Raw genomic sequence first — 24,847 nt, 5'->3', positions numbered from 1 at the left:
ATGCGCATCGTCATCGCGGGTGGACACGGTCAGATCGCGCTGCGGCTGGAGCGCCTGCTCGCCGCGCGCGGGTACGAGGTCGCGGGCATCATCCGCGATCCGGCACAGGGCGACGACCTCAGGGAGGCGGGCGCCGAACCGGTGCTGTGCGATCTGGAGTCGGCGTCGGTCGAGCACGTGGCGGGCATCCTGCAGGGCGCGGACGCCGCCGTGTTCGCGGCGGGCGCGGGTCCCGGCAGCGGTGTGGGCCGCAAGGACACGGTGGACCGGGGCGCGGCGGTGCTGTTCGCGGACGCGGCCGAACGGGCCCGGGTGCGCCGCTTCCTGATGGTCTCCTCGATGGGTGCGGACGCCCGCCACGAGGGCGACGAGGTCTTCGACGCCTACCTCCGCGCCAAGGGCGAGGCCGACGAGCACGTCCGCACCCGCCTGGGCCTGGAGTGGACGGTCCTGCGCCCGGGAGCGCTGCTCGACGACGCGGGTACGGGCCTGGTCCGGCTGGAGGCACGGACGGGCCGCGGGCCGGTCCCGCGCGACGACGTGGCGGCGGTGCTCGCCGAGCTGCTCGAGACGCCCGCGACGGCCGGCCTCACCCTGGAGCTGATCTCCGGCTCGACTCCGGTCCCGGTGGCGGTCAAGGACGTGGCGGGCAACTGACCGCCCGCCACCCGGCGGACGGTCGCCGCCCCCACGGCCCGTCCGGCCGTCCGGCCGTCCGGCTCTCCGGCCCTCCGGTCAGAATTCGGCGGTCACCTGGTCGTCGGAGCGCCCGACCGAGTCCTGCTGGAACCGCGCCTCGTACGCCGCGCGGATCCGCTCGATGCGCGCTCCGCGCTCGTCGGCCTCCTTCTCCGGGTACAGCAGCACCACCTCGTACGAGGTCTCGCGGATGACCTTCCCGTCGCGCTGCCACTGGCCGTGCCCGTCCTGGACGGTCAGGCCCTCGGGGAAGGCCGGGGTGATCTCCCGGTCGACGAAGGCCTCGAACTCCCGCTCGGCGACGGGCGGCCGGCCGCCGGGCCGTTCGGTGCCGAAGTAGAGCCGGGTCTCCTGGTGGGGCTCCCCCACATGGGTGTGCAGCGCCGCCCCGACCAAGGCCGGGATCCCGGCCCCGAGCAGGGCGAGGAGCACCCCGCCGCCGACCTTTCCGCGCGTGTCAGAAGTCAATTTCACGCCGGGTGAACGACGGGAAGCCCCCATCGGCACGCGGGAACCCCCCGATGGCGTCACGCCGTCACGCCCGTTCGAGCCGCCGGCTCCACCACGGGTCCGCCGGCGGGGCGTACGGGTCGTTGAGCGTGCGGGCCATGAACCGCGCGTCGAGCGGCCCGAGCACGGCCCGCAGTTCCCGCGCGGCCCGACGGCTCAGCAGGTGGCAGAAGACCTCCAGGGCCTCCCGGTCGTTGCCCCAGGCGGGTTCGCAGCAAGGGCAGTCGCGGTTCCAGTTCGGGTAGATCACCCACGGTCCGCGCCGGTACACCAGGGCGCGCCAAGCCGACAGCGCCCCGTGGGCCGCGCCGGGTTCGTACCGGTGGCGCTCGATGCGGGCGATCTCGGCGAGGGTCCGGGAGGAGACCCCCGGCACGACGGCCCGGCTGTCCCTGGGGGACGGCCGGCGTGGCAGGTCGGACCTGACCTGCGAGGGGGCCTTACGCGCCATGGCCCTTTCGGCCGCTGATGCCGGTGGTGATGCTGGTGCTGGTGCTGGTGCTGGTCATGCGGACAGCATGGCCCGCGGCCCCCGCCGGTGCCCACGGGTTTTTCGACATACGAGAAAACCCCCGTTCACTGCGTTTCCGCAATGAACGGGGGTCTCACTCGCGTGGCGGCGCCAGGGTTCGAACCTGGGTAGGCTGAGCCGGCAGATTTACAGTCTGCTCCCTTTGGCCACTCGGGCACACCGCCAAGATCGTTGCCGTCTTTCCGCCTTGCGGCGGCGCTCCGTGGCAACGACGTAAACAATACCCGATGGCCGGGGGTGCTTCGCCACCGGATTGATCAGCGCCGCACGCGGGCGCGGTGGCTAGGCTTTGCGGAGCGGTCCGGGCATGTCCGGCCGCGCCCTCCGGGGCGATTCACCACCGACTTCAAGGAGCCACAGCACATGGCCGACTCCAGTTTCGACATCGTCTCGAAGGTCGAGCGGCAGGAGGTCGACAACGCCCTCAACCAGTCCGCCAAGGAGCTCTCGCAGCGCTACGACTTCAAGGGCACGGGCGCCACGATCGCCTGGTCCGGCGAGAAGATCCTGATGGAGGCGAACTCCGAGGAGCGCGTCAAGGCCGTCCTGGACGTCTTCGAGACCAAGCTGGTCAAGCGCGGGATCTCCCTCAAGGCGCTCGACGCCGGTGAGCCCCAGCTGTCCGGCAAGGAGTACAAGATCTTCGCCACGATCGAGGAAGGCATCTCCCAGGAGAACGCCAAGAAGGTCGCGAAGATCATCCGTGACGAGGGCCCCAAGGCCGTCAAGGCCCAGGTCCAGGGCGAGGAACTGCGCGTCAGCTCCAAGAGCCGTGACGACCTCCAGGAAGTCCAGGCCCTCCTCAAGGGCAAGGACCTGGACTTCGCGATCCAGTTCGTGAACTACCGCTGATCCGGATCAGCGGCCCGCGCGTGCGCGGGGGACGACGGGGGCACGTCGCCGGGGAGCACCTCGGCGGGTGCCCCCTTCTCGTTCCGCCGCGCCGGTCCGGTCAGTCGCCCGCGTGCTGGCGGCCGCTGCCGAGGCGGTCGACGGCGGCGAGGAACAGGAAGAAGTTGGGGATCTTCGCGACCGGGGTGTTCGACCACGACAGCAGCTTGCCCGCCTTCGCCACGAAGACCGCCCCGTCCTTGATCTCGATCTTCTGGATCTCGCCCCAGTGCAGGCCGCCGCGCTTGGCGGTGGCGATCCCGTCCCGCGTCAGGGAGATGTCGCCGAAGTGCAGGGTGGCGCCCTGTTCCAGCGCGGTGATCGCGCCGGGCAGCTGGGCCCGGGTGATCTCGTTCTGGATGGCCGTGCCCCAACGGTCGGGGTCGGCATAGAAGTTGGTCAGCTTGACCGGGGAACCGTCCTGCCGGAACAGCGTGTACACGTAGCTGGTCCCGACGTAGACGCCGTTGGCGTAGCGCCTGGTGATCTGCTGGAGCACCGTCATCGAGTCCCAGCGGAAGCCGCTGACCGGACCGGTGCCGTCGGCGACGATCAGCCCGTCCTCGAACAGGTGGATGCGCTTGGCCGCCTGCTTGCGGGACAGGTTGGGGCTCTGTGCGAGGAGCCAGACGAACATCAGGCCGGGCAGGACGAAGCACGCCAGGCCGAAGATCGCGAACAGGAACAGCCCTGCCACGCGCCAAGCGGGCAGCCGCTGGGGCAGGAAGGTCTCCCGATGGAGTCCGAGCCCCTGGGCCGCCGCGAGGGACGCGACGGAGTCCGGTATCGGCTCCTGGACGAGGGGGGCGGGGGCTGTCGCCATGGTGCCTCTTTCATGACGCCCGGGGTGTTTCCCACGGGCGAGAGCTATGCGAGCAGGCGGAGCCTACTGCCCGCCCGAGGAGCGTCCCCGCCGGGCTCCCCGAACGGCCCCGGCCGCCGCTTCGGCCGCCGCTTCGGCTGCCGCCGGGGCGGGCCCCCGGCACCCGGCGCCCGGGTCGCGTGTGCCGGGCGTGAGGGGCGTACGCGCCTGTGGCGCCTCCCGTGGGCACTTGGGCGGCGGGAGTGCGCCCACCACGCTGAGGGGTGTCCATGACCGCAGTGACAGGGGGGTTCCCGCATGCCTGGGGCCGGTACGTTTCGCGAGGACTTCGGGGCGTCGGTGGTCGTCGCCCTGGTGGCGCTGCCGCTCTGCGTCGGGGTGGCCGTCGCCTCCGGGGTGCCGGCCGAGCTGGGGATCGTCACCGGGGTGGTGGGCGGACTGGTCACCGGCTGGTTCCCGGGCAGTTCGCTCCAGGTGAGCGGGCCGGCCGCCGGGCTCACCGTGCTCGTCTACGAGGCCGTGCGGACGTACGGTCTCCCCGCACTCGGCGTACTCGTCCTCGTGGCGGGCCTGGTGCAGCTGTGCATGGGCGCGCTGCGGCTCGGGCGGTGGTTCCGGGCGATCTCCGTCGCCGTCGTCCACGGGATGCTCGCCGGAATCGGACTGGTGCTGATCGCGGGCCAGTTGTACGCACTGGCCGATGTCCGGGCCCCCGCGGGGACCCTGGAGAAACTGGCCGGGGTCGTGGGGCTCGCCGCGCGGGCCGACTGGACGGCCGTGGCGCTCGGGGCGGGGACCGTCGCGGTCCTGGTGCTCTGGCGGCGGATGCCGGACCGGCTGCGGCTGGTGCCGGGGGCGCTCGTCGGGGTGGCGGCGGCGACCGCCGCCGCGATGGTGCTGCGGCTGCCCGTGGAGCGGGTCAGCGTGACGGGCGTCCTGGAGGCCGTGACTCCGCCCGGCTGGGAGGACTTCGGCGTGCTGGCCTCCGTCGGGGCCCTCGGAACCGTGATCGCGCTCGCGCTGATCGCCTCCGCCGAGACTCTGTTCAGCGCGGCCGCCGTGGACCGGATGCACGACGGGGCGCCGACCGACTACGACCGCGAACTGGTCGCGCAGGGCGTCGGGAACACCCTGTGCGGGCTGCTCGGCGCGCTGCCGATGACCGCCGTCATCGTCCGCAGCGCCGCCAACGTCGAGGCCGGGGCCCGCACCCGGGCCGCCCGGATCCTGCACGGCGGCTGGCTGCTGCTGTTCGCCGTGGCCGTCCCCGGGCTGCTGGAGGCGGTCCCGCTCGCCGCTCTCGCCGGGGTGCTGCTGCATGCCGGCTGGAAGCTGCTGCCGGCCCGCGCGGTGGCCGCCCTGTGGCGCACGCACCGGGGCGAGGCGGTCGTGCTGGTGGCGACGGCCTGCGCCATCGTGGCCACGAACCTCTTCGAGGGCGTGCTCGCCGGATTGGGGATCGCGATCGCCAAGGCGGCGTGGGAGACCTCCCACGTGCACGTCGAGCAGGTGTGGGAGGGCGAGGAGCTGCGCGTGCGGATCCTGGGCAACGCCAGCTTCCTGCGGCTGCCCAAACTGCTCGACGAGCTGGACGCGCTGCCGCACGGGAACGCCGTACGGCTCGACCTGACCGGGCTGCGCCACCTCGATCACGCCTGTCTGACGGCGCTCGACGGCTGGGAGCGGACCCGCACACCACTCCCCGGCCGGGAGGGTGTCAGCTAGTGCTGTGACCGGAAAGGTCCACCGCACTTGGCCGTCCCCTACGGATCTTGCCAGCCGGCTACGCGATCGCGAACGTCTGCGCGTGGCCTCTCTCTTCAGGTGTCAAGGACCGGGCCGTGACAGCCGCCGGGCTGTCCGGCTGGGTGAATTCGGCCTGCGCGCCGCCCGCCGCGTCGACGGTCGCGGGGCCGCCGGGCCTCGCTGCCGGCTCGGGGGGCGGTGGCCTACACCCCGCGCCGGCGGCTCACACCCGGGATCCGAAGTCGGCCCAGGTGGTCAGCTCCAGGTCCCACTCCTCCCCCGCCCCCGATTCCTCGCTGAACCAGGCGGTGCCGTCGAGCCAGCCGCGCAGCCAGTCGGCGAGGCCGGGCGATTCGAGGAACCAGGCGAGACCGGGATCGCCCGAGTTCGGTTCGAACAGCAGGACTTGGGCGGTCTCGGAGCGGCAGTCCACGCAGGCCCGCATGGCGCAGCCGAAGTCGGCTATCGGCAGCACGCCCTCGGGCCACCGCCATGCCGACCCGCGCATCGAGGCGTACTCGGCGACGGCGCGCTCCAGCGGCAGCAGGCCGTACTCCGGGCCGAAGCCGCCGTCCGCGACGCGGGTGTAGAGGGCGGCGAGGAGCGGGGGCAGGGCGAAGCCCAGCCGGGCCTCCGCCCGGCGCGGACCCGCGCTGTCGAGGGGCGCCGGAAGGGGCTCGGTCGGCTTCCCGGCCGCCGCGTACCGCCCCTGGTGGGAGCTGCGCGCGCGTCCGGCGACTTGCTTCAGCAACTGCTCGGTCTCATCCATGCACACAGAGTGACACCCCCCACTGACAATCACCCTGACCTGCGCTTTCAGTCGCCTTCCCGGTCCGTCCCGCGCGCGGAGTCGTACCCCACGAAGTAGGTGGGCCGGCGCTGGACGGCCGTGTAGATGCGGCCGATGTACTCACCGAGCAGACCGACGCAGATCAGCTGCACCCCGCCGAGGAACAGCATCACGATGAACAGCGAGGTCCAGCCGGGCACGGTCTTGCCCAGCAGGTGGACCACCAGGGTGGCGGCCGCCATCGCCAGGCAGCCGAAGAAGCTGGCCACGCCGAGCCAGGTGGCCAGGCGCAGCGGCGCGGCGGAGAAGTTGACGATGCTGTCGACGCCGAGCCGGATCATCCTGCCCAGCGGGTACTTGGTCTGGCCCGCGACCCGCTCTTCCCGGCGGTAGGAGACCCGGCCGCTCGGGAAGCCGAGCCACGGCACCAGCAGGCGGTAGACCTGGTGCTGGTCGGGCATGGACTTGACGGCCTCGACCGCCGCGCGGCTGAGCACGCGGAAGTCGCCCGCCTGCGCGGGCACCTGCTTGCCGACGAGGCGGCGCACCAGCCAGTAGTAGGCGCCTGCCGTGCGCCGCTTGAACCCGGTGTCGGTGCTCCGGTCGTCCCGGACCCCGTAGACGATGTCGAGGCCCTGCCCGCGGGCCAGGGCGAGCATCTCCGGGATCTTCTCCGGCGGGTCCTGGAGGTCCGCGTCGATGCTGGCGACGTAGGACCCCACCGCGCCGTGCAGGCCGGCGGTGAGGGCGGCCTGGTGGCCGGAGTTGCCGCGCAGCCGCAGGATCCGCAACTCGGGCCACTCGGTGCGGAACCGGGCCAGCAGCTCCGGGGTGCGGTCCTGGCTGCCGTCGTCGACGGCGACGACCTCGTACCCGAGGCCCAGGCCGTCGAGTGCCGGGCGCAGCCTGGCCACCAGGGCCGGGAGGGCGTCCTCCTCGTTGTACATCGGCACGACGACGGAGAGGGTCGTGGCCGCGAGGGTCGCGTCCGAGAGGGGTGCGTCCGAGAGGGGTGCGTCCGACGGCGGCGTGGGGGGAATGGAGGGCGTGGGAGGAGTGGGGGGATCGGTCGGCATCGGTTCTTCCCTGCCCGTCGCTCGTGTCCACCCGTGCGCGGGCGCTCGCCCGCGTCGGCCGGGTGGCGGCACGACGGTTTCCCGCCGCGTCACCCGGCCGCGAACCGGCACCTTAGCGCGAGGCGAACGGCGCGTCCGTCGGGACGATCTCGCGGCCCAGCGGGAGCAGGGAGAGCGGGACCATCTTGAAGTTCGCGATGCCGAACGGGATGCCGATGATCGTGATGCACAGCGCGATGCCGGTGACGATGTGGCCGAGGGCCAGCCACCAGCCCGCGAGGACCAGCCACAGCACGTTGCCCACGCAGGACGCGGCGCCCGCGTCACGCCGCTCCACGGCGGTGTAGCCGAAGGGCCACAGGGCGTAGACGGCGATCCGGAAGGCGGCTATGCCGAAGGGGATCCCGATGATGGTGATGCAGAGGATCACGCCGGCCAGGCAGTAGCCCAGGAACAGCCAGATCCCGCTGAGCACGAGCCAAATGAGGTTGAGGATGGTCTTCACTGACTGCGGCCTGCCATCTGTTCGAGCCGGGCGATGCGCTCGGCCATCGGAGGGTGCGTTGAGAACATCTTGGACAGTCCCTCACCGGGACGGAAGGGATTGGCGATCATCATGTGGCTCGCCGTCTCCAGCCGGGGTTCGGCCGGGAGCGGCAGCTGCTTGGTTCCGGCGTCCAGCTTGCGCAGGGCGCTCGCGAGGGCGAGCGGGTCCCCGGTGAGCTGGGCCCCGGAGGCGTCCGCCTCGTACTCGCGCGAGCGGCTGATGGCGAGCTGGATCACGGAGGCCGCCAGCGGGCCCAGGATCATGATCAGCAGCATGCCGAAGAGGCCCGGGCCCTCGTCGTCGTTGGACCGGCCTATCGGGATCAGCCAGGCGAAGTTCACCAGGAACATGATCACGGAGGCGAGGGCGCCGGCGACGGAGGAAATGAGGATGTCGCGGTTGTAGACGTGGCTCAGCTCGTGGCCGATGACCCCGCGCAGCTCGCGCTCGTCGAGGATGCGCAGGATCCCCTCGGTGCAGCAGACCGCGGCGTTGCGCGGATTGCGGCCGGTGGCGAAGGCGTTGGGGGCCTCCGTCGGAGAGATGTAGAGCCGTGGCATGGGCTGGCGCGCGGACGTGGAGAGCTCGCGCACCATGCGGTAGAGCTCGGGGGCCTCGAACTCGCTCACGGGCCGGGCGCGCATCGCGCGTAGAGCCAGCTTGTCGCTGTTCCAGTACGCGTACGCGTTGGTGCCCAGGGCGACGAAGACGGCGACGATCAGGCCGCCCCGGCCGAAGAAGCTGCCGATGACGATGATGAGTGCCGACAGGCCGCCGAGGAGTACGGCGGTCTTCAGCCCGTTGTGCCGGCGGTGCACGGTACGCCCTCCAAGTGGTGCGGCAGGGGGACCCGTCCAGGATCTGTGGATCGCAGGGGCCTACGGTCCAGTGGACCCTCCCTTCCTGGTCAACGCCAGGTGGGGACGGCAGGTTCCCGGCGCGCGCCCGCCCGGCCGCCCCGCCGGCCCGGGCCGTGGGGCGGCCGCGGCCGTTGGGCCGTACGGGTGAGGGCGTACGGGTGGGGGCGTACGGACCCCGGGGGGGCGCCGGGGGAGGGGGTCCTCGGCGCCGCGGGGCTGGTGCGGGGGACCGCCGAGGTCGTGCGGGCCGTGGCCTGGGTGTTGCGGGACTTCGCGGTCGTCGGCGGACTCGACGAAGCGGAGGCGCTGGTCGCCGCGCGGCCCGATCTGGTGGCGGTGACCGCAGACGGGGACGTCCTCGGGGCGCACCTCGCGCACGGCGGGTCCGCCGGGGTGCCGAGCCTGATCGAGGTGCGGGCCGCCGTCGACGAGGCCGCGGCCGAGCTGGCCCGGCTGGACGAGCGGTGCCTGGAGCTGGCTGCCGGGAAGGAGGCCGCGGACACGCGCCGGTCCCTGGCCGGCGCCCGCGTCGAGGAGCTCGGGGAGCTGCGCAGGGCCGCCGAGAAGGCGCGGGCCCAGGCCGCGCAGCAGCTCGGCCGGCTCGCCGGGCAGGCGAAGGGGGCGCTGGGCGAGGCCGAGCGTGCCGCCGCGGCCGCGAGCAAGGCGCAGGACGCGCTGGAGCAGGCGCTGTTCGAGGTGGAGGAGTGCGCGGAGCGGCTCGCGGTCGCCGAGGAGGACGACCGGGCCGGGGAGGGAGCCGAGGAGCCGGACAGCTCCCGCCGGGACCGGCTCGCGGCCGACGGGGCGAACGCCCGACAGACCGAGATGGAGGCCAGGCTGCAGCTCAGGACCCACGAGGAGCGGGTCAAGGGCCTGGCGGGGCGGGCCGACTCCCTCGACCGCGCCGCCCGCGGCGAGCGGGATGCCCGCGCCCGGGCCGAGAACCGCCGGGCACGGCTGCGGTACGAGGCCGAGGTGGCGGGGGCCGTCGCCGGCGGGGCCCGCCAGCTGCTCGCGCACATCGAGGTGTCGCTGACCCGCGCGGCCGAGGAGCGCACGGCCGCCGAGTACGCGAAGGGTGTGGCCGAGCACGAGCTCGGCGGGGCCCGGACCAGGGGCCGCGACCTCAAGGGCGAGCTCGACAAGCTCACGGACTCGGTGCACCGCGGCGAGGTGCTCGGCGCCGAGAAGCGCATGCGGATCGAGCAGGTGGAGAGCCGCGCGCTGGAGGAGTTCGGGATCGCTCCGGCGGGGCTCGTCGCCGAGTACGGGCCCGACCAGCCGGTGCCGCCGAGCCCGCCCGTGGACGGGGAGGCGCCGCAGGAGGACGCCGAGCCGGGACCGTTCGTACGAGTGGTGCAGGAGAAGCGGCTGAGGGCCGCCGAGCGGGCCTACCAGCAGCTCGGCAAGGTCAATCCGCTGGCGCTGGAGGAGTTCGCGGCGCTGGAGGAGCGGCACAAGTTCCTCAGCGAACAGCTGGAAGATCTGTGCAAGACCCGAGCCGATCTCCTTCAAGTCGTGAAGGAGGTCGACGCGCGGGTCGAGCAGGTGTTCACCGAGGCCTACCGGGACACGGCCCGTCAGTTCGAGGGGGTGTTCTCGCGGTTGTTCCCCGGTGGCGAGGGCCGGCTGATCCTCACGGACCCCGGCAACATGCTGACCACCGGCGTCGATGTCGAGGCCCGCCCGCCGGGCAAGAAGGTCAAGCGGCTGTCGCTGCTCTCGGGCGGCGAGCGCTCGCTGACCGCCGTGGCGCTGCTGGTCGCCATCTTCAAGGCCCGGCCCAGCCCGTTCTACGTGATGGACGAGGTCGAGGCCGCGCTCGACGACACCAACCTGCAGCGGCTGATCCGGATCATGGAGGAGCTCCAGGAGAGCTCGCAGCTGATCGTGATCACGCACCAGAAGCGGACGATGGAGGTCGCGGACGCGCTGTACGGGGTCTCGATGCAGGGCGACGGGGTCTCGAAGGTCATCAGCCAGCGCTTGCGGTGACACGCGTCAGCTCACACTCTCTTCAAGAGTTGAACCTCAAAACCTCCTCAACCCGCTGAAGGTCAGGGAGAAATGCGACTCTCTTGAACTCTTGACTTCAAGAAATGAACACATAGGCTCGCTCCCGCCGCCTTTCCTTCGGGTGGTGCCCGATCTTGACCTGTGCGCCACTGGAAGGAATCACCCCCACCCGCCCGCCACCGCAGCCGGGCACGCAGGAGCAGACCTTGAGCAGCAGCAGCACAGCGCAGGCCTCGGCGTCAGGCGGCGGCCGCGCGTCCCAGCCCGACCACCTCGGGCACGTCATCTTCATCACCGCGGCCGCGGCCATGGGCGGATTCCTCTTCGGCTACGACAGCTCCGTCATCAACGGCGCCGTCGTCGCCATCCGGGACCGCTTCGACGTCGGCCCGGCCACCCTCGCCCAGGTGATCGCCGCCGCGCTGATCGGCTGCGCGCTGGGCGCCGCCACCGCGGGCCGCATCGCCGACAGGATCGGCCGCATCCGCTGCATGCAGATCGCCGCCGTCCTCTTCACGGCCAGCGCCATCGGCTCGGCCCTGCCCTTCGCGCTCTGGGACCTGGCCGTGTGGCGGGTCATCGGCGGCTTCGGCATCGGCATGGCCTCGGTCATCGGCCCGGCCTACATCGCCGAGGTGTCCCCGCCCGCGTACCGGGGCCGGCTCGCCTCCTTCCAGCAGGCCGCGATCGTCATCGGCATCGCCATCTCCCAGCTCGTCAACTGGGGGATCCTGAACCTCGCGGACGGCGACCAGCGCGGCAAGATCGGCGGCCTGGAAGCCTGGCAGTGGATGCTCGGCGTCATGGTCGTCCCGGCCGTGCTCTACGGGCTGATGTCCTTCGTGATCCCGGAGTCCCCGCGCTTCCTGATCTCCGTCGGCCGCAACACCGAGGCCAGGAAGGTGCTGGCCGAGGTCGAGGGCGAGCACATCGACCTCGACGCCCGCGTCTCGGAGATCGAGCACGCCATGCGCTCCGAGCACAAGTCCAGCTTCAAGGACCTGCTCGGCGGCAAGAAGGGCTTCCTGCCCATCGTCTGGATCGGCATCGGGCTGTCGGTCTTCCAGCAGCTCGTCGGCATCAACGTGATCTTCTACTACAGCTCCTCGCTGTGGCAGTCGGTCGGCATCGACCCGAGCGCCTCGTTCCTGTACTCCTTCGAGACCTCGGTCGTGAACATCATCGGCACGGTCATCGCGATGATCTTCGTGGACCGGATCGGCCGCAAGCCGCTCGCCCTGATCGGCTCCGTCGGCATGGCGATCTCGCTGGGCCTGGCCGCCTGGGCCTTCTCGTCCAAGTCCGGCGCGGGCGACGACATCGCGCTCCCGCACGCGCAGGGCATCGTGGCCCTGGTCGCGGCCAACTGCTTCGTCCTGTTCTTCGCCCTGTCCTGGGGCGTGGTCGTGTGGGTGCTGCTCGGGGAGATGTTCCCCGGCCGGATCCGCGCCGCCGCCCTCGGTGTGGCCGCGGCCGCCCAGTGGATCGCCAACTGGGTCATCACCGTGTCGTTCCCGACCCTGTCGGACTGGAACCTGTCCGGCGCCTACGTGATCTACACCGTCTTCGCCGTGCTCTCGATCCCCTTCATCCTCAAATGGGTGCCGGAGACCAAGGGCAAGGCGTTGGAGGAGATGGGCTGACCTCCCCGCCAACAGCCCCCCTCCTCTTGTGACAGGTACTGCCCCGCCGCTCAGTCCTTGAGCCGGGGCAGTACCTGTTCGCACAGCAGCTGCAGGCTGCGCCAGCCCTCGTCGACGGGCATCCCGCCGCAGAGCGGGTGCAGCACCAGGTTCCCCGCCTCGCCGGCGCCGCGGGCGTACGCGACCGCCTCGTCCGGGGTCAGGATCCGGTACACGCCCTCCGCCCGGAGCTCGTCCACCGTGTGCGCGCCCGACCGCACGGCGCTGCGGATGTCCTTGGACTGCCAGGAGGCGTACATCCCGGCTTCGTGGAGGAAGCGCCCGCCGTGCTCGGCCCACGCCCGGTCCGGGTCCTCGGCGATGTGCAGCAGCGGGGTCTCGGCGGCCGGCATCATGCAGAAGCCCTCCGTGCCGTACTCCGCGAGCTTGGCGTTGTAGTAGGCCTCCAGCTCGGGCAGGTGCGCGCTGGGGAAGAACGGCAGCCCCAGCCGGGCCGCGCGGCGGGCCGCCGCCTCGGAGCTGCCGCCGACCAGCAGCAGCGGGTGCGGCTGGGTGAACGGCCGCGGGGTGACCCGTACGGTACGCCCCCGGAACTCGAACGGCTCGCCGGTCCACGCCTTCAGCAGGGTCTCCAGCAGCTCGTCCTGGAGCTTGCCGCGCCGGCCCCACTCCACGCCGTGCTGCTCGTACTCCTCGGGGCGGTAGCCGATGCCGGCCACCGTGACGAGGCGGCCGCCGCTGAGCAGGTCGAGGACCGCGATGTCCTCGGCGACCTTCAACGGGTCGTACAGCGGGCCGATGATCGCCGAGACGGTGACCGCGATCCGCCGGGTGGCGCCGAACACCGCGCCGGCGAAGGCGAAGGGGGAGGGCAGCCAGTTGTTGTCGGTGCCGTGGTGCTCTTCGGTCTGGATGGTGTCGATCCCGCGGTCGTCCGCGTACTTCGCCATCTCCAGCGCGGCCTTGTACCGGGCGGAGAGGGTTTCAGGGGTGCCGTTCGGGTCGATCAGGTTGAACCGGGCCACGGTGATGGGCATGGAGAAGTCCCCCTTCGCCGGAGGTGGGTGGGCGGGCGAAGGGGGACGTTAGCTGACGTGGCGTCAGTTGGACAGGGCTCCGGCGGGGAGCGGCTCCTGCGCGGGGGCATCCGACGCGTCCGACGCGTCCGGGGCGTCCGGGGCGTCCGGGCCGGCGGGCGCCTTCGGGGCCGGGGTGCGCGGGAGGACGGCGTACAGGACGGCCGAGGTGACGATGCCCGCGGCCCAGCCGAGCCCGTTCCGGCCGATCCAGGTGGTGGCCAGCGGGCCGCTGAACCAGTCGACCTTCGTGAACAGCAGGCCCACCACCAGGGCGAGGCCCCAGGCGGTCATGGCCTGCCAGGCGAAGCCGCCCCGGTACCAGTAGGCGCTGGTCCGCGTGGTGTCCAGGAGCGCGGCGCCGTCGTAGGACGGGCGGCGCAGCATGTCCGTGCCGAAGACGCCGATCCACGCGGAGAAGGCCACGGCCAGCAGCGACAGGAAGGAGATGAACGAGCCGAAGAAGCTGGTCGCGACCACCATCAGCAGGAAGCCGAAGACCAGGCTGATCACGGCGTTGACGCTGACCGCCGCCGCGCGCGGGACCTTGATGCCCAGGGTCTGCGCGGTGAACCCGGCCGAGTACATGGACATCGAGTTGATGAGCAGCATGCCCACCAGCGCGATCAGCAGGTACGGGACCGCGATCCAGATCGGCAGGAGTTCGCCGATGAAGGAGACCGGGTCCTGCGCGGTGGCCAGGTCGGGGGTGGCGACCGCCATCACCGCGCCCATCAGCACCATCGGGATCACGACGACGGCCGCGCCGCCGATGGTCGCGCCGACCATGCCCTTGGCGGATGCGGTGCGCGGCAGGTAGCGGGTGAAGTCCGGGCCGGACGGGACCCAGCTGATGCCGCCGGCCGCGATGGTGCCGATGCCCGCCACCATCATCGCGGTGGAGCCGGCGGGCTTGTCGAAGACCGCGGACCAGTCGGTCTCGGCGATCAGGTAGCCCAGCACGAGCACGCTGAAGGCGCCGAAGAGGTACGTGGACCACTTGGAGCAGACGCGCAGCGCGTTGATGCCGAGCCCGGAGACCACGAAGGTGCAGCCGACGAAGAAGAGCAGGGTGACGACGATCAGGGCGGTGTTCTTCTTCACGCCGAAGACCAGGTCGAGGACGGTCAGCACGGCGTAGGCGCCGCTGACCGCGTTGATGGTCTCCCAGCCCCACCGGGCGATCCAGATCAGGGCGCCGGGGAAGAGGTTGCCGCGCTGGCCGAAGACGGCCCGCGAGAGCGCCATGCCGGGGGACCCGCCGCGCTTGCCCGCGATGGATATGAGGCCGACGATCCCGTACGAGACGACGGGCGCCGCGATCGCGACGACGAGCACCTGCCAGATGTTCAGCTTGTTGAAGATGACCAGGCCTGCGCCCATGGTCAGCAGCAGCACGCTGATGTTGGCCGCGACCCAGGTCGGGATCAGCTCGCGGACCCGGCCGCGCCGCTCCCCGTCGGGGACGGGTTCCAGTCCGCGTGACTCGACGGCGGTCGTCTCGGCAGGCATACGTGTACTCCGTGGGGGAGGCGGGGCAGGAGGGGGAGCTGCTCATCATCGTAGATTTGCCGCAAAAAGTACAAACAGAGGCTTACGTCCTGGTGTGAACCTCCAGGGTCCCCATCTCGGGGTGCGCGTGGCCGATACTGGGTGGGTTATGACAGACATCCTCATCCTTGCCGTAGTCATCGCCCTGGTCGCGGTCGGTGCGATCAGCGGGCTCGTGGTCAGCAGCCGCAAGAAGAAGCAGCTGCCTCCGCCGGCGCCGTCGAGCACGCCGACCATCACTGCCCCGCCCGCCGAACCGCAGGTGGGGGAGGACGCCGCACCGACGGCGCAAGAGCCGCGCCGCACGATCGAGGAGGTCGCGCTTCCCGACGCGGAGGCCGCCCTCGAATCGCCCGTCGCGGTCGAGGACCCGGTCGTGGAGGCGCCGCCCGCCCCCGAGATCGAGGTGCCCGAGCCGACGGCCGGCCGCCTGGTCCGGCTGCGCGCGCGCCTCGCCCGGTCGCAGAACTCGCTCGGCAAGGGGCTGCTCACGCTGCTCTCCCGCGAGCACCTCGACGAGGACACCTGGGAGGAGATCGAGGAGACCCTCCTCATCGCCGACGTCGGTGTCGCGCCGACCCAGGAGCTGGTGGACCGGCTCCGCGAGCGGGTCAGGGTGCTCGGCACCCGTACCCCCGCCGATCTGCGCGCGCTGCTGAAGGAGGAGCTCGTCGCCCTCCTCGGCACCGACTTCGACCGTGCCGTCAAGACCGAGAGCGGTGTGGACACCCCCGCCGTGATCATGGTCGTCGGCGTGAACGGCACCGGCAAGACCACCACCACCGGCAAGCTGGCCCGCGTGCTCGTCGCCGACGGGCGCAGCGTGGTGCTCGGCGCGGCCGACACCTTCCGCGCCGCCGCCGCCGACCAGCTCCAGACCTGGGGCGACCGGGTCGGCGCGCGCACCGTGCGCGGACCCGAGGGCGGTGACCCGGCCTCGATCGCCTACGACGCGGTCAAGGAGGGCATCGCCGAGGGCGCCGACGTGGTGCTCATCGACACCGCCGGCCGCCTGCACACCAAGACCGGCCTGATGGACGAGCTCGGCAAGGTCAAGCGCGTCGTGGAGAAGCACGGTCCGCTCGACGAGATCCTGCTGGTCCTGGACGCCACCACCGGCCAGAACGGCCTGACCCAGGCCCGCGTCTTCGCGGAGGTCGTGGACATCACCGGCATCGTGCTGACCAAGCTCGACGGGACCGCCAAGGGCGGCATCGTCATCGCCGTCCAGCGCGCGCTCGGCGTCCCGGTCAAGCTCGTCGGTCTCGGCGAGGGTGCGGACGACCTGGCGCCCTTCGAGCCCGAGGCCTTCGTCGACGCCCTGATCGGCGACTGAGCGGACCTTCCCGAGCGCCGTACGCAGGCCGGTGCCCCCGAGGTCCCGTGGACCCGGGGGCACCGGCCTGTCCGGAGCCGGGCCGGTGCCCCCGGGTCAGGGCTAGGCCCGGCGCAGCCGGTGGCAGAGGTAGGCGAGGGTGCCGAGCAGGAGCCGGGCCTGGGGCGGGTCCCCGGCCGAGTCCAGCGACGGCGTGCGCAGCCAGCTCACCGGGCCGAGGCCCGCGAAGTCGGACGGCGGGGCGGTGACGTAGGCCCCCTGGCCCAGCGCGCGCAGGTCGAGCCCCGCGTCGTCCCAGCCCATCCGGTACAGCAGCTGGGGCAGCCCGGCCGCGGCGCCCGGGGCCACGAAGAACTGGGCCCGGCCGTCCGGGGTCGCGGTGACCGGGCCGAGCGGCAGGCCCATCCGCTCGAGGCGGACCAGCGCGCGCCGCCCGGCCTCCTCGGCCACCTCGATGACGTCGAAGGAGCGGCCGACGGGGAGCAGCACCGCCGCCCCCGGATAGCCGCTCCACGTCTCGGCGACCTCGTCGAGGGTGGCTCCGGCCGGCACCGTCGGCGCGAGGGCCAGTGGATGCGCCCCCGGCGCGCCGCAACTCGTATGACCGCAGGAGCAGTCGCGGGCGGGGGCCGCTGCCCGGGCACCGGGGACCACGTCCCAGCCCCACAGCCCGGTGTACTCCGCCACCGCCGTGCTCTCCGACGTCCGGCCGCGGCGCCGGGCGCCGGAACGGAACTCCTTGGTGCCGCGGCTGCCGCCGATCGTGAAGCCCATGCCCATGCCCCCTCCAACGGGTCGGACGTGCCGGTGGTTACGACGTCGGCGCAACCGGATGCCGGCCGGGCGCGGTGCCCGGTCGGGGCCGGTCCGCCCCGGTCCGTCCGTCGGGCACCCGGCGCACTCCTCGCCGCGTGCGCCCCGAGCGCACCTCTGTCCAACCGATCCGTCTCGCCTTCCTGTCAAGTGAATCGCGCCTGGCGGGTGGCGAGTTCATTCGAAGGGGTGGCGAATGGTGGCGTTTCCGGGATCGACCTCGCCGAAGGGGTGATCGTAGGATTACTTTCGGTGCACGAAGAGCGAAGGCAGACTCGTCCGCGGGTATGCCGGAGGCATGGTGTGAAGGACCTGTGAAGGTCCGTTCCCTCACCGCCTCCGACGCGGTTTCGTGTCGAAGATGCTGAGGGATGGGGGCGTTCCAGTGAGCGGCAACGGCGCAAGCGGAACGAGCGCGGAGTCCGAGGCGCCCGGCGCCGAGGCGTCGGAGCAGGGGGCCACCGCCCGCAACGAGCAGCTGACCTCCTGGTTCGTGCGCAGCGGCTGGTCCAAGGGCGAGCTCGCCCGCCAGGTCAACCGCCGGGCCCGCCAGATGGGCGCCCACCACATCAGCACCGACACCTCCCGGGTCCGGCGCTGGCTCGACGGCGAACAGCCCCGTGAACCCGTCCCGCGGATCCTGTCCGAGCTGTTCTCCGAACGCTTCGGATCCGTCGTCGCCATCGAGCACCTCGGCCTGCGCACAGCCCACCAGACCCCCTCGGTCTCCGGCGTCGACCTGCCCTGGGCCGGCCCGCAGACCGTCGAGCTGCTCGGCGAGTTCTCCCGCAGCGACCTGATGCTGGCCCGCCGCGGCTTCCTCGGGACCTCGCTGGCCCTCTCCGCCGGTCCCGCCCTCATCGAGCCCATGCAGCGCTGGCTCGTCCCGGTCCCGGCCGCCGACCCGGGGCCGCGCGAGGCGGGGCCGGCGGGCGCCCTCAGCGGCCACCGGCCGCCCCGGCTCTCCGAGCAGGAGGTCGACCTCCTCGAAGCCACCACCGTGATGTTCCGCCAGTGGGACGCCCAGTGCGGCGGCGGCCTGCGCCGCAAGGCCGTCGTGGGCCAGCTCCACGAGGTCACCGACCTGCTCCAGGAGAACCACCCGGCCCCGGTGGCGAAGCGGCTCTTCAAGGTCGCCGCCGAACTCGCCGAACTCGCCGGCTGGATGAGCTACGACATCGGCCTGCACCCCACCGCGCAGAAGTACTTCGTCCTCGCGCTGCACGCCGCCAAGGAGGGCGGCGACAAGCCGCTCGGCTCGTACATCCTCTCCAGCATGAGCCGCCAGATGATCCACTTGGGCCGCCCCGAGGACGCCCTGGAGCTCATCCACCTGGCCCAGTACGGCAGCCGCGACTGCGCGGGGCCCCGTACGCAGGCCATGCTGTATGCGATGGAGGCCCGCGCCTACGCCAACATGGGCCAGCCCAGCCGCTGCAAGCGCGCCGTCCGGATGGCCGAGGACACCTTCTCCGACGTCGGTTTCGGCAGCGAGCCGGAGCCCGACTGGATCCGCTTCTTCTCCGAGGCCGAGCTCAACGGCGAGAACTCCCACTCCTACCGGGACCTGGCCTACGTCGCGGGCCGCAGCCCCATGTACGCCTCCCTCGCCGAACCCGTCATGGAGCGCGCCGTCGAGCTGTTCGAGAAGGACGAGGAACACCAGCGCTCCTACGCCCTCAACCTCATCGGCATGGCCACCGTGCACCTGCTCCAGCGCGAGCCCGAGCAGGCCACCGTCCTCGTCGGCCGCGCCCTCGACGTGGCGGGAAAGGTGCGGTCCGAAAGGGTGAACACCCGGCTGCGCAAGACCGTCGACGCCGCCGCGCGTGAGTACGGCGACGTCGCCGACGTGGTGCGCCTGACCGACCACCTCGCCTCCCGGCTCCCCGAAGCCGCGGAGGCCGTCTGACGGCCCTCGCGGCCGCTCCCCAAGGCCCCCGGCCGCGGCAGTCACCCCGTGAAGCCCGATCAGGCTCCCCCAGCCAGGTTCCCCGGGTCATCGCCGCGGCCGGGTTTTCAACGGACGCCTCCATGAACCACTCGGTCATGAACCACTCGTTCATGACCCACTTGTTTATGAGCGCGTAACACGCCGGACCTCTTCGTCATCGACGCGAAACACCCAGCGGCGCCGCCGGAAACCGGCCTGCGCGAATCTCAGGGCCATTAACCGGCCAGCTCGCAGGCCGGCCCCCTCAGGCCTGACTCAAAAACCAGCGCCGCTCAGGTTTTCACGCTCGCCCGCACGCGAACGTACCGACGACGAGGAGACGCCGATGGCATCAGCCATCACGACCCTCGCGGCAGACGCCCCGACGCTGTCTGCCGCGAACACCGGGTTCATGCTCATCTGCTCCGCCCTGGTCATGCTGATGACCCCGGGACTCGCCTTCTTCTACGGAGGCATGGTCCGCGTCAAGAGCAGCCTCAACATGCTGATGATGAGCTTCATCAGCCTCGGGATCGTCACGATCCTCTGGGTCCTCTTCGGATTCAGCCTCGCCTTCGGCGCCGACACCGGCTCCCTCATCGGCTGGACCTCCGACTACGTGGGCCTCAGCGGCATCGGGATCACCGAGCTGTGGGACGGCTACACCATCCCCGTCTACGTCTTCGCCGTCTTCCAGCTGATGTTCGCGATCATCACCCCCGCCCTGATAAGCGGTGCGCTGGCCGACCGCGTGAAGTTCAGCGCGTGGGCCCTGTTCATCACCCTCTGGGTCACCATCGTCTACTTCCCCGTCGCCCACTGGGTGTGGGGCGCCGGCGGCTGGCTCTTCGAGCTCGGCGTCATCGACTTCGCGGGCGGCACCGCCGTCCACATCAACGCGGGTGCCGCGGCCCTCGGCGTGATCCTCGTCATCGGCAAGCGCGTCGGGTTCAAGAAGGACCCGATGCGCCCGCACAGCCTCCCGCTCGTGATGCTCGGCGCCGGCCTCCTGTGGTTCGGCTGGTTCGGCTTCAACGCCGGATCCTGGCTCGGCAACGACGACGGCGTCGGCGCCGTCATGTTCCTCAACACCCAGGTCGCCACCGCCGCCGCCATGCTCGCCTGGCTCGGCTACGAGAAGCTGCGCCACGGCTCCTTCACCACCCTCGGCGCCGCCTCCGGCGCGGTCGCGGGCCTCGTCGCCATCACCCCCTCCGGCGGCTCCTGCTCCCCGCTCGGCGCGATCGCCATCGGCGCCATCGCCGGTGTCGTGTGCGCCATGGCCGTCGGCCTGAAGTACAAGTTCGGCTACGACGACTCCCTCGACGTGGTCGGCGTCCACCTCGTCGGCGGTGTCATCGGCTCCCTCCTCGTCGGCCTCTTCGCCACCGGCGGGGTCCAGTCCGACGCGGCCGGCCTCTTCTACGGCGGCGGCCTGGAGCAGCTCGGCAAGCAGGCCGTGGGAGTCTTCTCCGTCCTCGCCTACTCTCTCGTGGCGTCCGCGGTACTCGCCTTCCTGCTCGACAAGACGATCGGAATGCGCGTCACCGAGGACGACGAGGTCTCCGGCATCGACCAGGTCGAACACGCCGAGACCGCCTACGACTTCAGCGGGGCCGGCGGCGGCTCCTCCTCCCGGAGCACCGCCGCACCCGCCCCCGTTGCCGCCGCGAGCAAGAAGGTTGACGCATGAAGCTCATCACCGCGATCGTGAAGCCGCACCGGCTGGACGAGATCAAGGAAGCCCTGCACCGCTTCGGGGTCCAGGGACTCACGGTCTCCGAGGCCAGCGGCTACGGCCGCCAGCGCGGCCACACCGAGGTCTACCGGGGCGCCGAGTACACCGTGGACCTCGTACCGAAGATCCGTATCGAGGTGCTCGTCGAGGACGGCGACGCCGAGGACGTGATGCGGATCGTCGTCGACGCCGCCCAGACCGGCAAGATCGGCGACGGCAAGGTGTGGAGCATCCCCGTGGACTCGGTCATCCGGGTCCGCACCGGCGAACGCGGCGCTGACGCGCTCTAGGTGACGGGAGCTACTGGGTGACGAGCGTCGAAGAGACCACGGACGACAACACGGCCGGCTCGGGACCCAGCGGCTACGCCGCGGCCCGGCTGCGACTCCTCCAGGAGGAGTCGCGGTCCGGGCCTTCCCGGCGTTCCGCCCTGGCCGCCCTGACCGACGACTGGCTGAAGGCGCTGTTCGCCCAGGCCGTACGGGAGACGGGCGTGCGGGGCGCCGCCCTCGTCGCCGTCGGCGGCTACGGCCGCGCCGAACTCTCCCCGCGCAGCGACCTCGACCTGGTCCTGCTCCACGACGGCAGGGCCGAACCGCGCGCCCTGGCCGCCCTGGCCGACCGGCTCTGGTACCCCGTCTGGGACCTGGGCCTCGCCCTCGACCACTCGGTCCGCACCCCGGGCGAAGCCCGCAAGACCGCCGCCGAGGACCTCAAGGTGCACCTCGGACTGCTGGACGCCCGGCCCGTCGCGGGCGATGTCGGACTCCTCGCCGGGCTGCGCACCTCCGTCCTGGCCGACTGGCGCAACCAAGCGGCCAAGCGGCTCCCGCAGCTGCACTCCCTGTGCCTGGAGCGGGCCGAGCGGGCCGGCGAGCTCCGCTTCCTCCTCGAACCCGACCTCAAGGAGGCCCGCGGGGGACTGCGCGACGTCACCGCGCTGCGGGCCGTCGCCGCGTCGTGGCTGGCCGACGCCCCGCGCGAGGGCCTCGCCGAAGCCCGGCGCAGGCTGCTCGACGCGCGCGACGCCCTCCACCTGGTGACCGGCCGCGCCACCGAGCGGCTCTCCCTGCAGGAGCAGACCCCGGTCGCCGCGCACCTGGGCCTGCTCGACGCCGACGCCCTGCTCCGGGAGGTGTACGAGGCCGCGCGCGTGGTCTCGTACGCCGGCGACGTGACCTGGCGCGAGGTCGGCCGCGTGCTCCGGGCGCGCGCCTCCCGCCCCAGGCTCCGGGGCCTGCTCGGCACCCGGGCGACCGTGCCCGAGCGGGCGCCGCTCGCCGAAGGCGTCGTCGAGTCCGACGGAGAGGCCGTACTGGCCCTGGCCGCGCGCCCGGACCGGGACCCGGTGCTGCCCCTGCGCTTCGGCGCGGCGGCCGCGCAGGCGGGACTGCCCGTCTCGCTGCACGCCGTACGCAGGCTCGCGACGCAGGCGAAGCCGCTGCCGGTGCCCTGGCCGGCGGAGGCCCGGGAGCAGTTGCTGACCCTGCTGGGCGCGGGGGAGCCGACCGTGGCCGTCTGGGAGGCGCTGGAGGCCGAAGGGATCATCACCAAGCTGCTGCCCGACTGGGAGCGGGTGCGGTGCCGGCCGCAGCGCAACCCCGTGCACACCTGGACCGTGGACCGGCACCTGATCGAGACGGCCGTGCGCGCCTCGGAACTGACCCGCCGGGTGGGCCGCCCCGACCTGCTCCTGATGGCCGCGCTGCTCCACGACATCGGCAAGGGCTGGCCCGGCGACCACTCGGTGGCGGGCGAGACGATCGCGCGCGACGTGGCGCTGCGCGTGGGCTTCGACCCGCAGGACGTCGCCGTGCTGGGCGCGCTCGTACGCCACCACCTGCTGCTGATCGACACCGCGACGCGCAGGGACCTGGACGATCCGGCGACGGTGAAGGCGGTCGCCGAAGCGGTGGGCTCGGCGGGCACGCTGGAGATCCTGCACGCGCTGACGGAGGCCGACGCGCTGGCGACCGGGCCGGCGGCGTGGAGCACCTGGCGGGGCTCACTGGTGGCCGACCTGGTCGCACGGGTCGCCGCCGTGCTGCGGGGCGCGGCGCCCGCGGTGACGGAGCTGGAGATCCCGACGACGGAACAGGAGCGCCTGGCGGTGGAGGCGCTGCGCACCCGGGAGCCGGTGCTGGCCCTGCACGCCCGCCAGGAGGAGGACGCCGTCGGGGTGGAGCTGGTGGTGGCCGTCCCCGACCAGCCGGGGGTGCTGCCCGCGGTGGCCGGCGTACTGGCGCTGCACCGCCTCACGGTGCGGGCGGCGGACCTGCGCTCGCTGGAGCTCCCCGACCGGCTGGGCGAAGTACTGGTGCTGCGGTGGCGGGTGGCCGCGGAGTACGGGGCCCTGCCGCAGGCGGCCCGGCTGCGCACGGACCTGGTGCGGGCCCTGGACGGCTCGCTGGACGTCCCGGCGAGGCTGGCGGACCGCGAGGCGGCGTACCCGCGCCGGCGCGGGGTGCTCCCGCCGCCGCCCAGGGTCACGGTGGTCCCGGAGGTCTCCTCCCTGGCCACCGTCCTGGAGGTGCGCGCGCCCGACGCGGTGGGGCTGCTGCACCGGATCGGGCGGGCGCTGGAATCCTCCGGGGTCAGGGTCCGCAGCGCGCACGTCTCCACCCTGGGCGCGAACGCGGTGGACACGGTGTACGTGGTCGACGGCGACGGGAAACCCCTGGCGCCCCCGGCGGCGACCGCCTTGGCCAAGGCGGTCCAGGCGGCCCTGGCGTAGCGCGGCGGCCGCCGGGCGCGGCACGGGCCCTGCCCGTCCCTCCGGAGGGAGTCCGGGGGGTGGCCGTTGTATCGCTCTGACGCCCGACGGGACCCCGAACAGCGGGGCGTCGACGAGGGACCGGGAGACGGTGACGCTGCTGCCGACGAGCGCCATGCCGGCGATGCCGGGGGCGAGGTCGCGGCGGTCAGTGGTACGGCAGTCAGCGGTGCGGCCACCACGACCGTCCCGGCCCGGCCCCGGCCCTCCACCTGGCCGGCGTCCGCCAGGCGCTGGTACACCTCGGTGACCAGCCCCCGGGAGACGCGGAGCTCCGCCGCGAGCACCCGGCCCGCCGGGAGCCTGCTGCCCACCGGCAGGGTGCCGTCCGCGATGGCGGCGCGGATGCGGGCGGTGAGCCAGTCGGTCCGGCCGCCGGGCGGGGCCTGGCCGACGTCGAGCAGCAGGAAGTCCGATCCGGCGGCCTCGGACGTGCGAGCGGACTCCACGGTTTTGGACCCCTTGATCAAGCTCACTTCGGCACTGTCCATGAGTCCAATACTGACGGACGCTCGACGGTATGAACACAAAGCCAGGCCCGCTGCGCGACCTCGCCCCCGGCATCGCCGGCATGGCGCTCGTCGGCAGCAGCGTCACCGTCTCCCGGTCCCTCGTCGACGCCCCGCTGTTCGGGGTCCAGGCCGTCCGCTACGCCGCGGCCGCGCTGCTGCTCCTCGCCCTCGCCCGCGCGGCCCGGGTGCGGATCGTGCTGCCGCGCGGCCGGGAGTGGCTGTGGCTGGCGGGCATCGCCGCGACCGGCCTGGTGCTGTTCAACGTGGCGGTCGTACGGGGCGTCGCGCATGCCGAGCCCGCCGTCATCGCGGTCGCCGTGGCCTCCGTGCCGATCCTGCTCGGGGTGATCGGCCCGCTGCTGGAGGGCCGCAGGCCCAGCCGCCGGGTGCTGCTGGCCGCGCCCGTGGTGGTGGCCGGGGCGGTGCTGGTCGAGGGGACGGGCCGGACCGACGCAGCCGGGGTGGGCTGGGCGGCGCTCGCCCTGGTCTGCGAAGCGGGCTTCACCCTGCTCGCGGTGCCGGTCCTGCGGCGCCACGGAGCCTGGGGGGTGTCGCTGCACGCGGTGTGGCTGGGCGCGGTGATGCTGGCGGTGCTCACGGTGTGCTTCGAGGGGCCCGCGGAGCTCGTGACGGTGAGCCCGCGCCAGTGGGCGACCGCCGGATACCTCGCCGTCATGGTGACGGCGGTGGCCTTCCTCCTCTGGTACCGCACGGTGGCCGCCGTGGGCGCCGGCCGGGCCGGGCTGCTGACCGGGGTCGCGCCGCTCGCCGCGGCGGCCGCCGGCGCCGCGACCGGCAGCGGGGTGCCGGGCCCGGCGGTGTGGCTGGGCCTGACCGTGGTGATCGCCGGGCTGGCGGCCGGGCTGCGGCCGGAGTCCCGGCCGGCGGTGCCCGCTCCCGTCCCGCCCGTCCCTCTCGTCCTGCCCGTCCCGTCGGCCGCGCGGAAGCCCCGTACCGACCAGGAGCCGGCCGCCCCTTGAGC

Annotated in this window: 21 protein-coding genes, 1 tRNA gene and 1 pseudogene; 11 read left to right on the top strand and 12 right to left on the bottom strand. The window is 72.6% G+C overall.

Annotated features, from left to right (window positions below; translation table 11 throughout):
* On the top strand, positions 1 to 657 hold the full coding sequence (locus tag DRB96_RS28675) for an SDR family oxidoreductase (protein ID WP_112451075.1): 657 nt from the start codon (positions 1 to 3) through the stop codon (positions 655 to 657).
* A 78-nt stretch (positions 658 to 735) separates the two neighbouring features.
* Here DRB96_RS28675 and DRB96_RS28670 read toward each other — a convergent pair whose 3' ends face one another.
* From DRB96_RS28670 to DRB96_RS28660, 3 genes are all read right to left on the bottom strand, one after another.
* Positions 736 to 1,167, bottom strand: a complete 432-nt coding sequence (locus tag DRB96_RS28670) for a DUF3574 domain-containing protein (protein WP_239517771.1) — start codon at positions 1,165 to 1,167, stop codon at positions 736 to 738.
* Positions 1,168 to 1,234: 67 nt separating this feature from the next.
* Positions 1,235 to 1,660, bottom strand: a complete 426-nt coding sequence (locus tag DRB96_RS28665) for a hypothetical protein (protein WP_162689101.1) — start codon at positions 1,658 to 1,660, stop codon at positions 1,235 to 1,237.
* 163 nt (positions 1,661 to 1,823) lie between these two features.
* A tRNA-Tyr gene (locus DRB96_RS28660) sits at positions 1,824 to 1,905 on the bottom strand.
* A 199-nt stretch (positions 1,906 to 2,104) separates the two neighbouring features.
* Here DRB96_RS28660 and DRB96_RS28655 point away from each other — a divergent pair.
* Positions 2,105 to 2,593 (top strand): YajQ family cyclic di-GMP-binding protein, encoded by a 489-nt coding sequence (locus tag DRB96_RS28655; protein ID WP_112451072.1) that lies wholly within the window; start codon positions 2,105 to 2,107, stop codon positions 2,591 to 2,593.
* Between the two features lie 100 nt (positions 2,594 to 2,693).
* Here the strand turns inward: DRB96_RS28655 and DRB96_RS28650 are convergent, their stop codons facing one another.
* A complete protein-coding gene (locus DRB96_RS28650) occupies positions 2,694 to 3,455 on the bottom strand; it encodes a DUF6585 family protein (RefSeq protein WP_112451071.1) in 762 nt (253 codons plus the stop codon).
* Positions 3,456 to 3,752: 297 nt separating this feature from the next.
* Here DRB96_RS28650 and DRB96_RS28645 point away from each other — a divergent pair, with 297 nt between their 5' ends.
* On the top strand, positions 3,753 to 5,180 hold the full coding sequence (locus tag DRB96_RS28645; RefSeq protein WP_112451070.1) for a SulP family inorganic anion transporter: 1,428 nt from the start codon (positions 3,753 to 3,755) through the stop codon (positions 5,178 to 5,180).
* Positions 5,181 to 5,424: 244 nt separating this feature from the next.
* Here DRB96_RS28645 and DRB96_RS28640 read toward each other — a convergent pair whose 3' ends face one another.
* The 4 genes from DRB96_RS28640 to htpX form a co-directional block, all read right to left on the bottom strand.
* A complete protein-coding gene (locus tag DRB96_RS28640) occupies positions 5,425 to 5,970 on the bottom strand; it encodes an SMI1/KNR4 family protein (protein ID WP_112451069.1) in 546 nt (181 codons plus the stop codon).
* Positions 5,971 to 6,017: 47 nt separating this feature from the next.
* On the bottom strand, positions 6,018 to 7,067 hold the full coding sequence (locus DRB96_RS28635; RefSeq protein ID WP_112451068.1) for a glycosyltransferase family 2 protein: 1,050 nt from the start codon (positions 7,065 to 7,067) through the stop codon (positions 6,018 to 6,020).
* Between the two features lie 112 nt (positions 7,068 to 7,179).
* Positions 7,180 to 7,572 carry a YccF domain-containing protein gene (locus tag DRB96_RS28630; protein WP_112451067.1) on the bottom strand — a complete coding sequence of 131 codons (393 nt, stop codon included), beginning with the start codon at positions 7,570 to 7,572 and terminating at the stop codon, positions 7,180 to 7,182.
* Complete coding sequence (gene htpX / locus DRB96_RS28625) at positions 7,569 to 8,432, bottom strand: zinc metalloprotease HtpX (protein ID WP_112451066.1); 864 nt, start codon at positions 8,430 to 8,432, stop codon at positions 7,569 to 7,571. The genes DRB96_RS28630 and htpX overlap by 4 nt, the downstream gene beginning before the upstream one ends.
* Here htpX and DRB96_RS28620 point away from each other — a divergent pair.
* Positions 8,418 to 10,469, top strand: coding sequence for an AAA family ATPase (locus tag DRB96_RS28620; protein ID WP_239517770.1), 2,052 nt, complete (start codon positions 8,418 to 8,420; stop codon positions 10,467 to 10,469). The two genes, htpX and DRB96_RS28620, sit on opposite strands and share 15 nt — an antisense overlap.
* A 227-nt stretch (positions 10,470 to 10,696) precedes the next feature.
* Positions 10,697 to 12,133 carry a sugar porter family MFS transporter gene (locus DRB96_RS28615; RefSeq protein ID WP_112451065.1) on the top strand — a complete coding sequence of 479 codons (1,437 nt, stop codon included), beginning with the start codon at positions 10,697 to 10,699 and terminating at the stop codon, positions 12,131 to 12,133.
* Positions 12,134 to 12,183: 50 nt separating this feature from the next.
* Here DRB96_RS28615 and DRB96_RS28610 read toward each other — a convergent pair whose 3' ends face one another.
* Together DRB96_RS28610 and DRB96_RS28605 are read right to left on the bottom strand one after the other, a co-directional pair.
* Entirely contained in the window at positions 12,184 to 13,170 is a 987-nt protein-coding gene (locus DRB96_RS28610; protein ID WP_112451064.1) for an LLM class flavin-dependent oxidoreductase, read from the bottom strand.
* Between the two features lie 63 nt (positions 13,171 to 13,233).
* The gene (locus DRB96_RS28605; protein WP_112451063.1) at positions 13,234 to 14,721 is read right to left on the bottom strand and encodes a cytosine permease; all 1,488 of its coding nucleotides are present in this window, start codon (positions 14,719 to 14,721) and stop codon (positions 13,234 to 13,236) included.
* Positions 14,722 to 14,869: 148 nt separating this feature from the next.
* Here DRB96_RS28605 and ftsY point away from each other — a divergent pair, with 148 nt between their 5' ends.
* Positions 14,870 to 16,096, top strand: coding sequence for a signal recognition particle-docking protein FtsY (ftsY, locus tag DRB96_RS28600; RefSeq protein WP_112451062.1), 1,227 nt, complete (start codon positions 14,870 to 14,872; stop codon positions 16,094 to 16,096).
* A gap of 102 nt (positions 16,097 to 16,198) precedes the next feature.
* Here the strand turns inward: ftsY and DRB96_RS28595 are convergent, their stop codons facing one another.
* Entirely contained in the window at positions 16,199 to 16,870 is a 672-nt protein-coding gene (locus tag DRB96_RS28595; protein ID WP_112453790.1) for a bifunctional DNA primase/polymerase, read from the bottom strand.
* A 424-nt stretch (positions 16,871 to 17,294) separates the two neighbouring features.
* On the opposite strand from DRB96_RS28595, the gene DRB96_RS28590 reads away from it, so the two are divergent.
* The 4 genes from DRB96_RS28590 to DRB96_RS28575 all read left to right on the top strand — a co-directional run bounded on the left by DRB96_RS28590 (position 17,295) and on the right by DRB96_RS28575 (position 23,314).
* A complete protein-coding gene (locus tag DRB96_RS28590) occupies positions 17,295 to 18,821 on the top strand; it encodes a hypothetical protein (protein WP_239516457.1) in 1,527 nt (508 codons plus the stop codon).
* Between the two features lie 367 nt (positions 18,822 to 19,188).
* Positions 19,189 to 20,535, top strand: a complete 1,347-nt coding sequence (locus tag DRB96_RS28585; RefSeq protein WP_112451061.1) for an ammonium transporter — start codon at positions 19,189 to 19,191, stop codon at positions 20,533 to 20,535.
* The gene (locus tag DRB96_RS28580; protein WP_112451060.1) at positions 20,532 to 20,870 is read left to right on the top strand and encodes a P-II family nitrogen regulator; all 339 of its coding nucleotides are present in this window, start codon (positions 20,532 to 20,534) and stop codon (positions 20,868 to 20,870) included. The genes DRB96_RS28585 and DRB96_RS28580 overlap by 4 nt, the downstream gene beginning before the upstream one ends.
* Positions 20,871 to 20,887: 17 nt before the next feature.
* Positions 20,888 to 23,314: a [protein-PII] uridylyltransferase gene (locus tag DRB96_RS28575; protein WP_112451059.1), complete on the top strand. Its 2,427-nt coding sequence runs from the start codon at positions 20,888 to 20,890 to the stop codon at positions 23,312 to 23,314.
* A gap of 200 nt (positions 23,315 to 23,514) precedes the next feature.
* Here DRB96_RS28575 and DRB96_RS28570 read toward each other — a convergent pair.
* Positions 23,515 to 23,844: pseudogene (locus tag DRB96_RS28570) on the bottom strand (winged helix-turn-helix domain-containing protein); the annotation flags it as partial.
* A 29-nt stretch (positions 23,845 to 23,873) separates the two neighbouring features.
* Here DRB96_RS28570 and DRB96_RS28565 point away from each other — a divergent pair.
* Positions 23,874 to 24,845: a DMT family transporter gene (locus tag DRB96_RS28565; protein WP_112451058.1), complete on the top strand. Its 972-nt coding sequence runs from the start codon at positions 23,874 to 23,876 to the stop codon at positions 24,843 to 24,845.
* Positions 24,846 to 24,847 lie beyond the last annotated feature (2 nt).

Source organism: Streptomyces sp. ICC1, assembly GCF_003287935.1.
GTDB lineage: Bacteria > Actinomycetota > Actinomycetes > Streptomycetales > Streptomycetaceae > Streptomyces > Streptomyces tritrimontium.
This window is presented reverse-complemented; position numbering and strand designations above follow the sequence as displayed.

What these genes read in the sequence shown, in the direction of transcription:
- DRB96_RS28675 (WP_112451075.1), top strand. Translation starts at nt 1, where the DNA reads ATGCGCATCGTCATCGCGGGTGGACACGGTCAGATCGCGCTGCGGCTG.
- DRB96_RS28665 (WP_162689101.1), bottom strand. Translation starts at nt 1,660, where the DNA reads ATGGCGCGTAAGGCCCCCTCGCAGGTCAGGTCCGACCTGCCACGCCGG.
- DRB96_RS28655 (WP_112451072.1), top strand. Translation starts at nt 2,105, where the DNA reads ATGGCCGACTCCAGTTTCGACATCGTCTCGAAGGTCGAGCGGCAGGAG.
- DRB96_RS28650 (WP_112451071.1), bottom strand. Translation starts at nt 3,455, where the DNA reads ATGGCGACAGCCCCCGCCCCCCTCGTCCAGGAGCCGATACCGGACTCC.
- DRB96_RS28645 (WP_112451070.1), top strand. Translation starts at nt 3,753, where the DNA reads ATGCCTGGGGCCGGTACGTTTCGCGAGGACTTCGGGGCGTCGGTGGTC.
- DRB96_RS28640 (WP_112451069.1), bottom strand. Translation starts at nt 5,970, where the DNA reads ATGGATGAGACCGAGCAGTTGCTGAAGCAAGTCGCCGGACGCGCGCGC.
- DRB96_RS28635 (WP_112451068.1), bottom strand. Translation starts at nt 7,067, where the DNA reads ATGCCGACCGATCCCCCCACTCCTCCCACGCCCTCCATTCCCCCCACG.
- DRB96_RS28610 (WP_112451064.1), bottom strand. Translation starts at nt 13,170, where the DNA reads ATGCCCATCACCGTGGCCCGGTTCAACCTGATCGACCCGAACGGCACC.
- DRB96_RS28605 (WP_112451063.1), bottom strand. Translation starts at nt 14,721, where the DNA reads ATGCCTGCCGAGACGACCGCCGTCGAGTCACGCGGACTGGAACCCGTC.
- ftsY (WP_112451062.1), top strand. Translation starts at nt 14,870, where the DNA reads ATGACAGACATCCTCATCCTTGCCGTAGTCATCGCCCTGGTCGCGGTC.
- DRB96_RS28595 (WP_112453790.1), bottom strand. Translation starts at nt 16,870, where the DNA reads ATGGGCTTCACGATCGGCGGCAGCCGCGGCACCAAGGAGTTCCGTTCC.
- DRB96_RS28585 (WP_112451061.1), top strand. Translation starts at nt 19,189, where the DNA reads ATGGCATCAGCCATCACGACCCTCGCGGCAGACGCCCCGACGCTGTCT.
- DRB96_RS28580 (WP_112451060.1), top strand. Translation starts at nt 20,532, where the DNA reads ATGAAGCTCATCACCGCGATCGTGAAGCCGCACCGGCTGGACGAGATC.
- DRB96_RS28565 (WP_112451058.1), top strand. Translation starts at nt 23,874, where the DNA reads ATGAACACAAAGCCAGGCCCGCTGCGCGACCTCGCCCCCGGCATCGCC.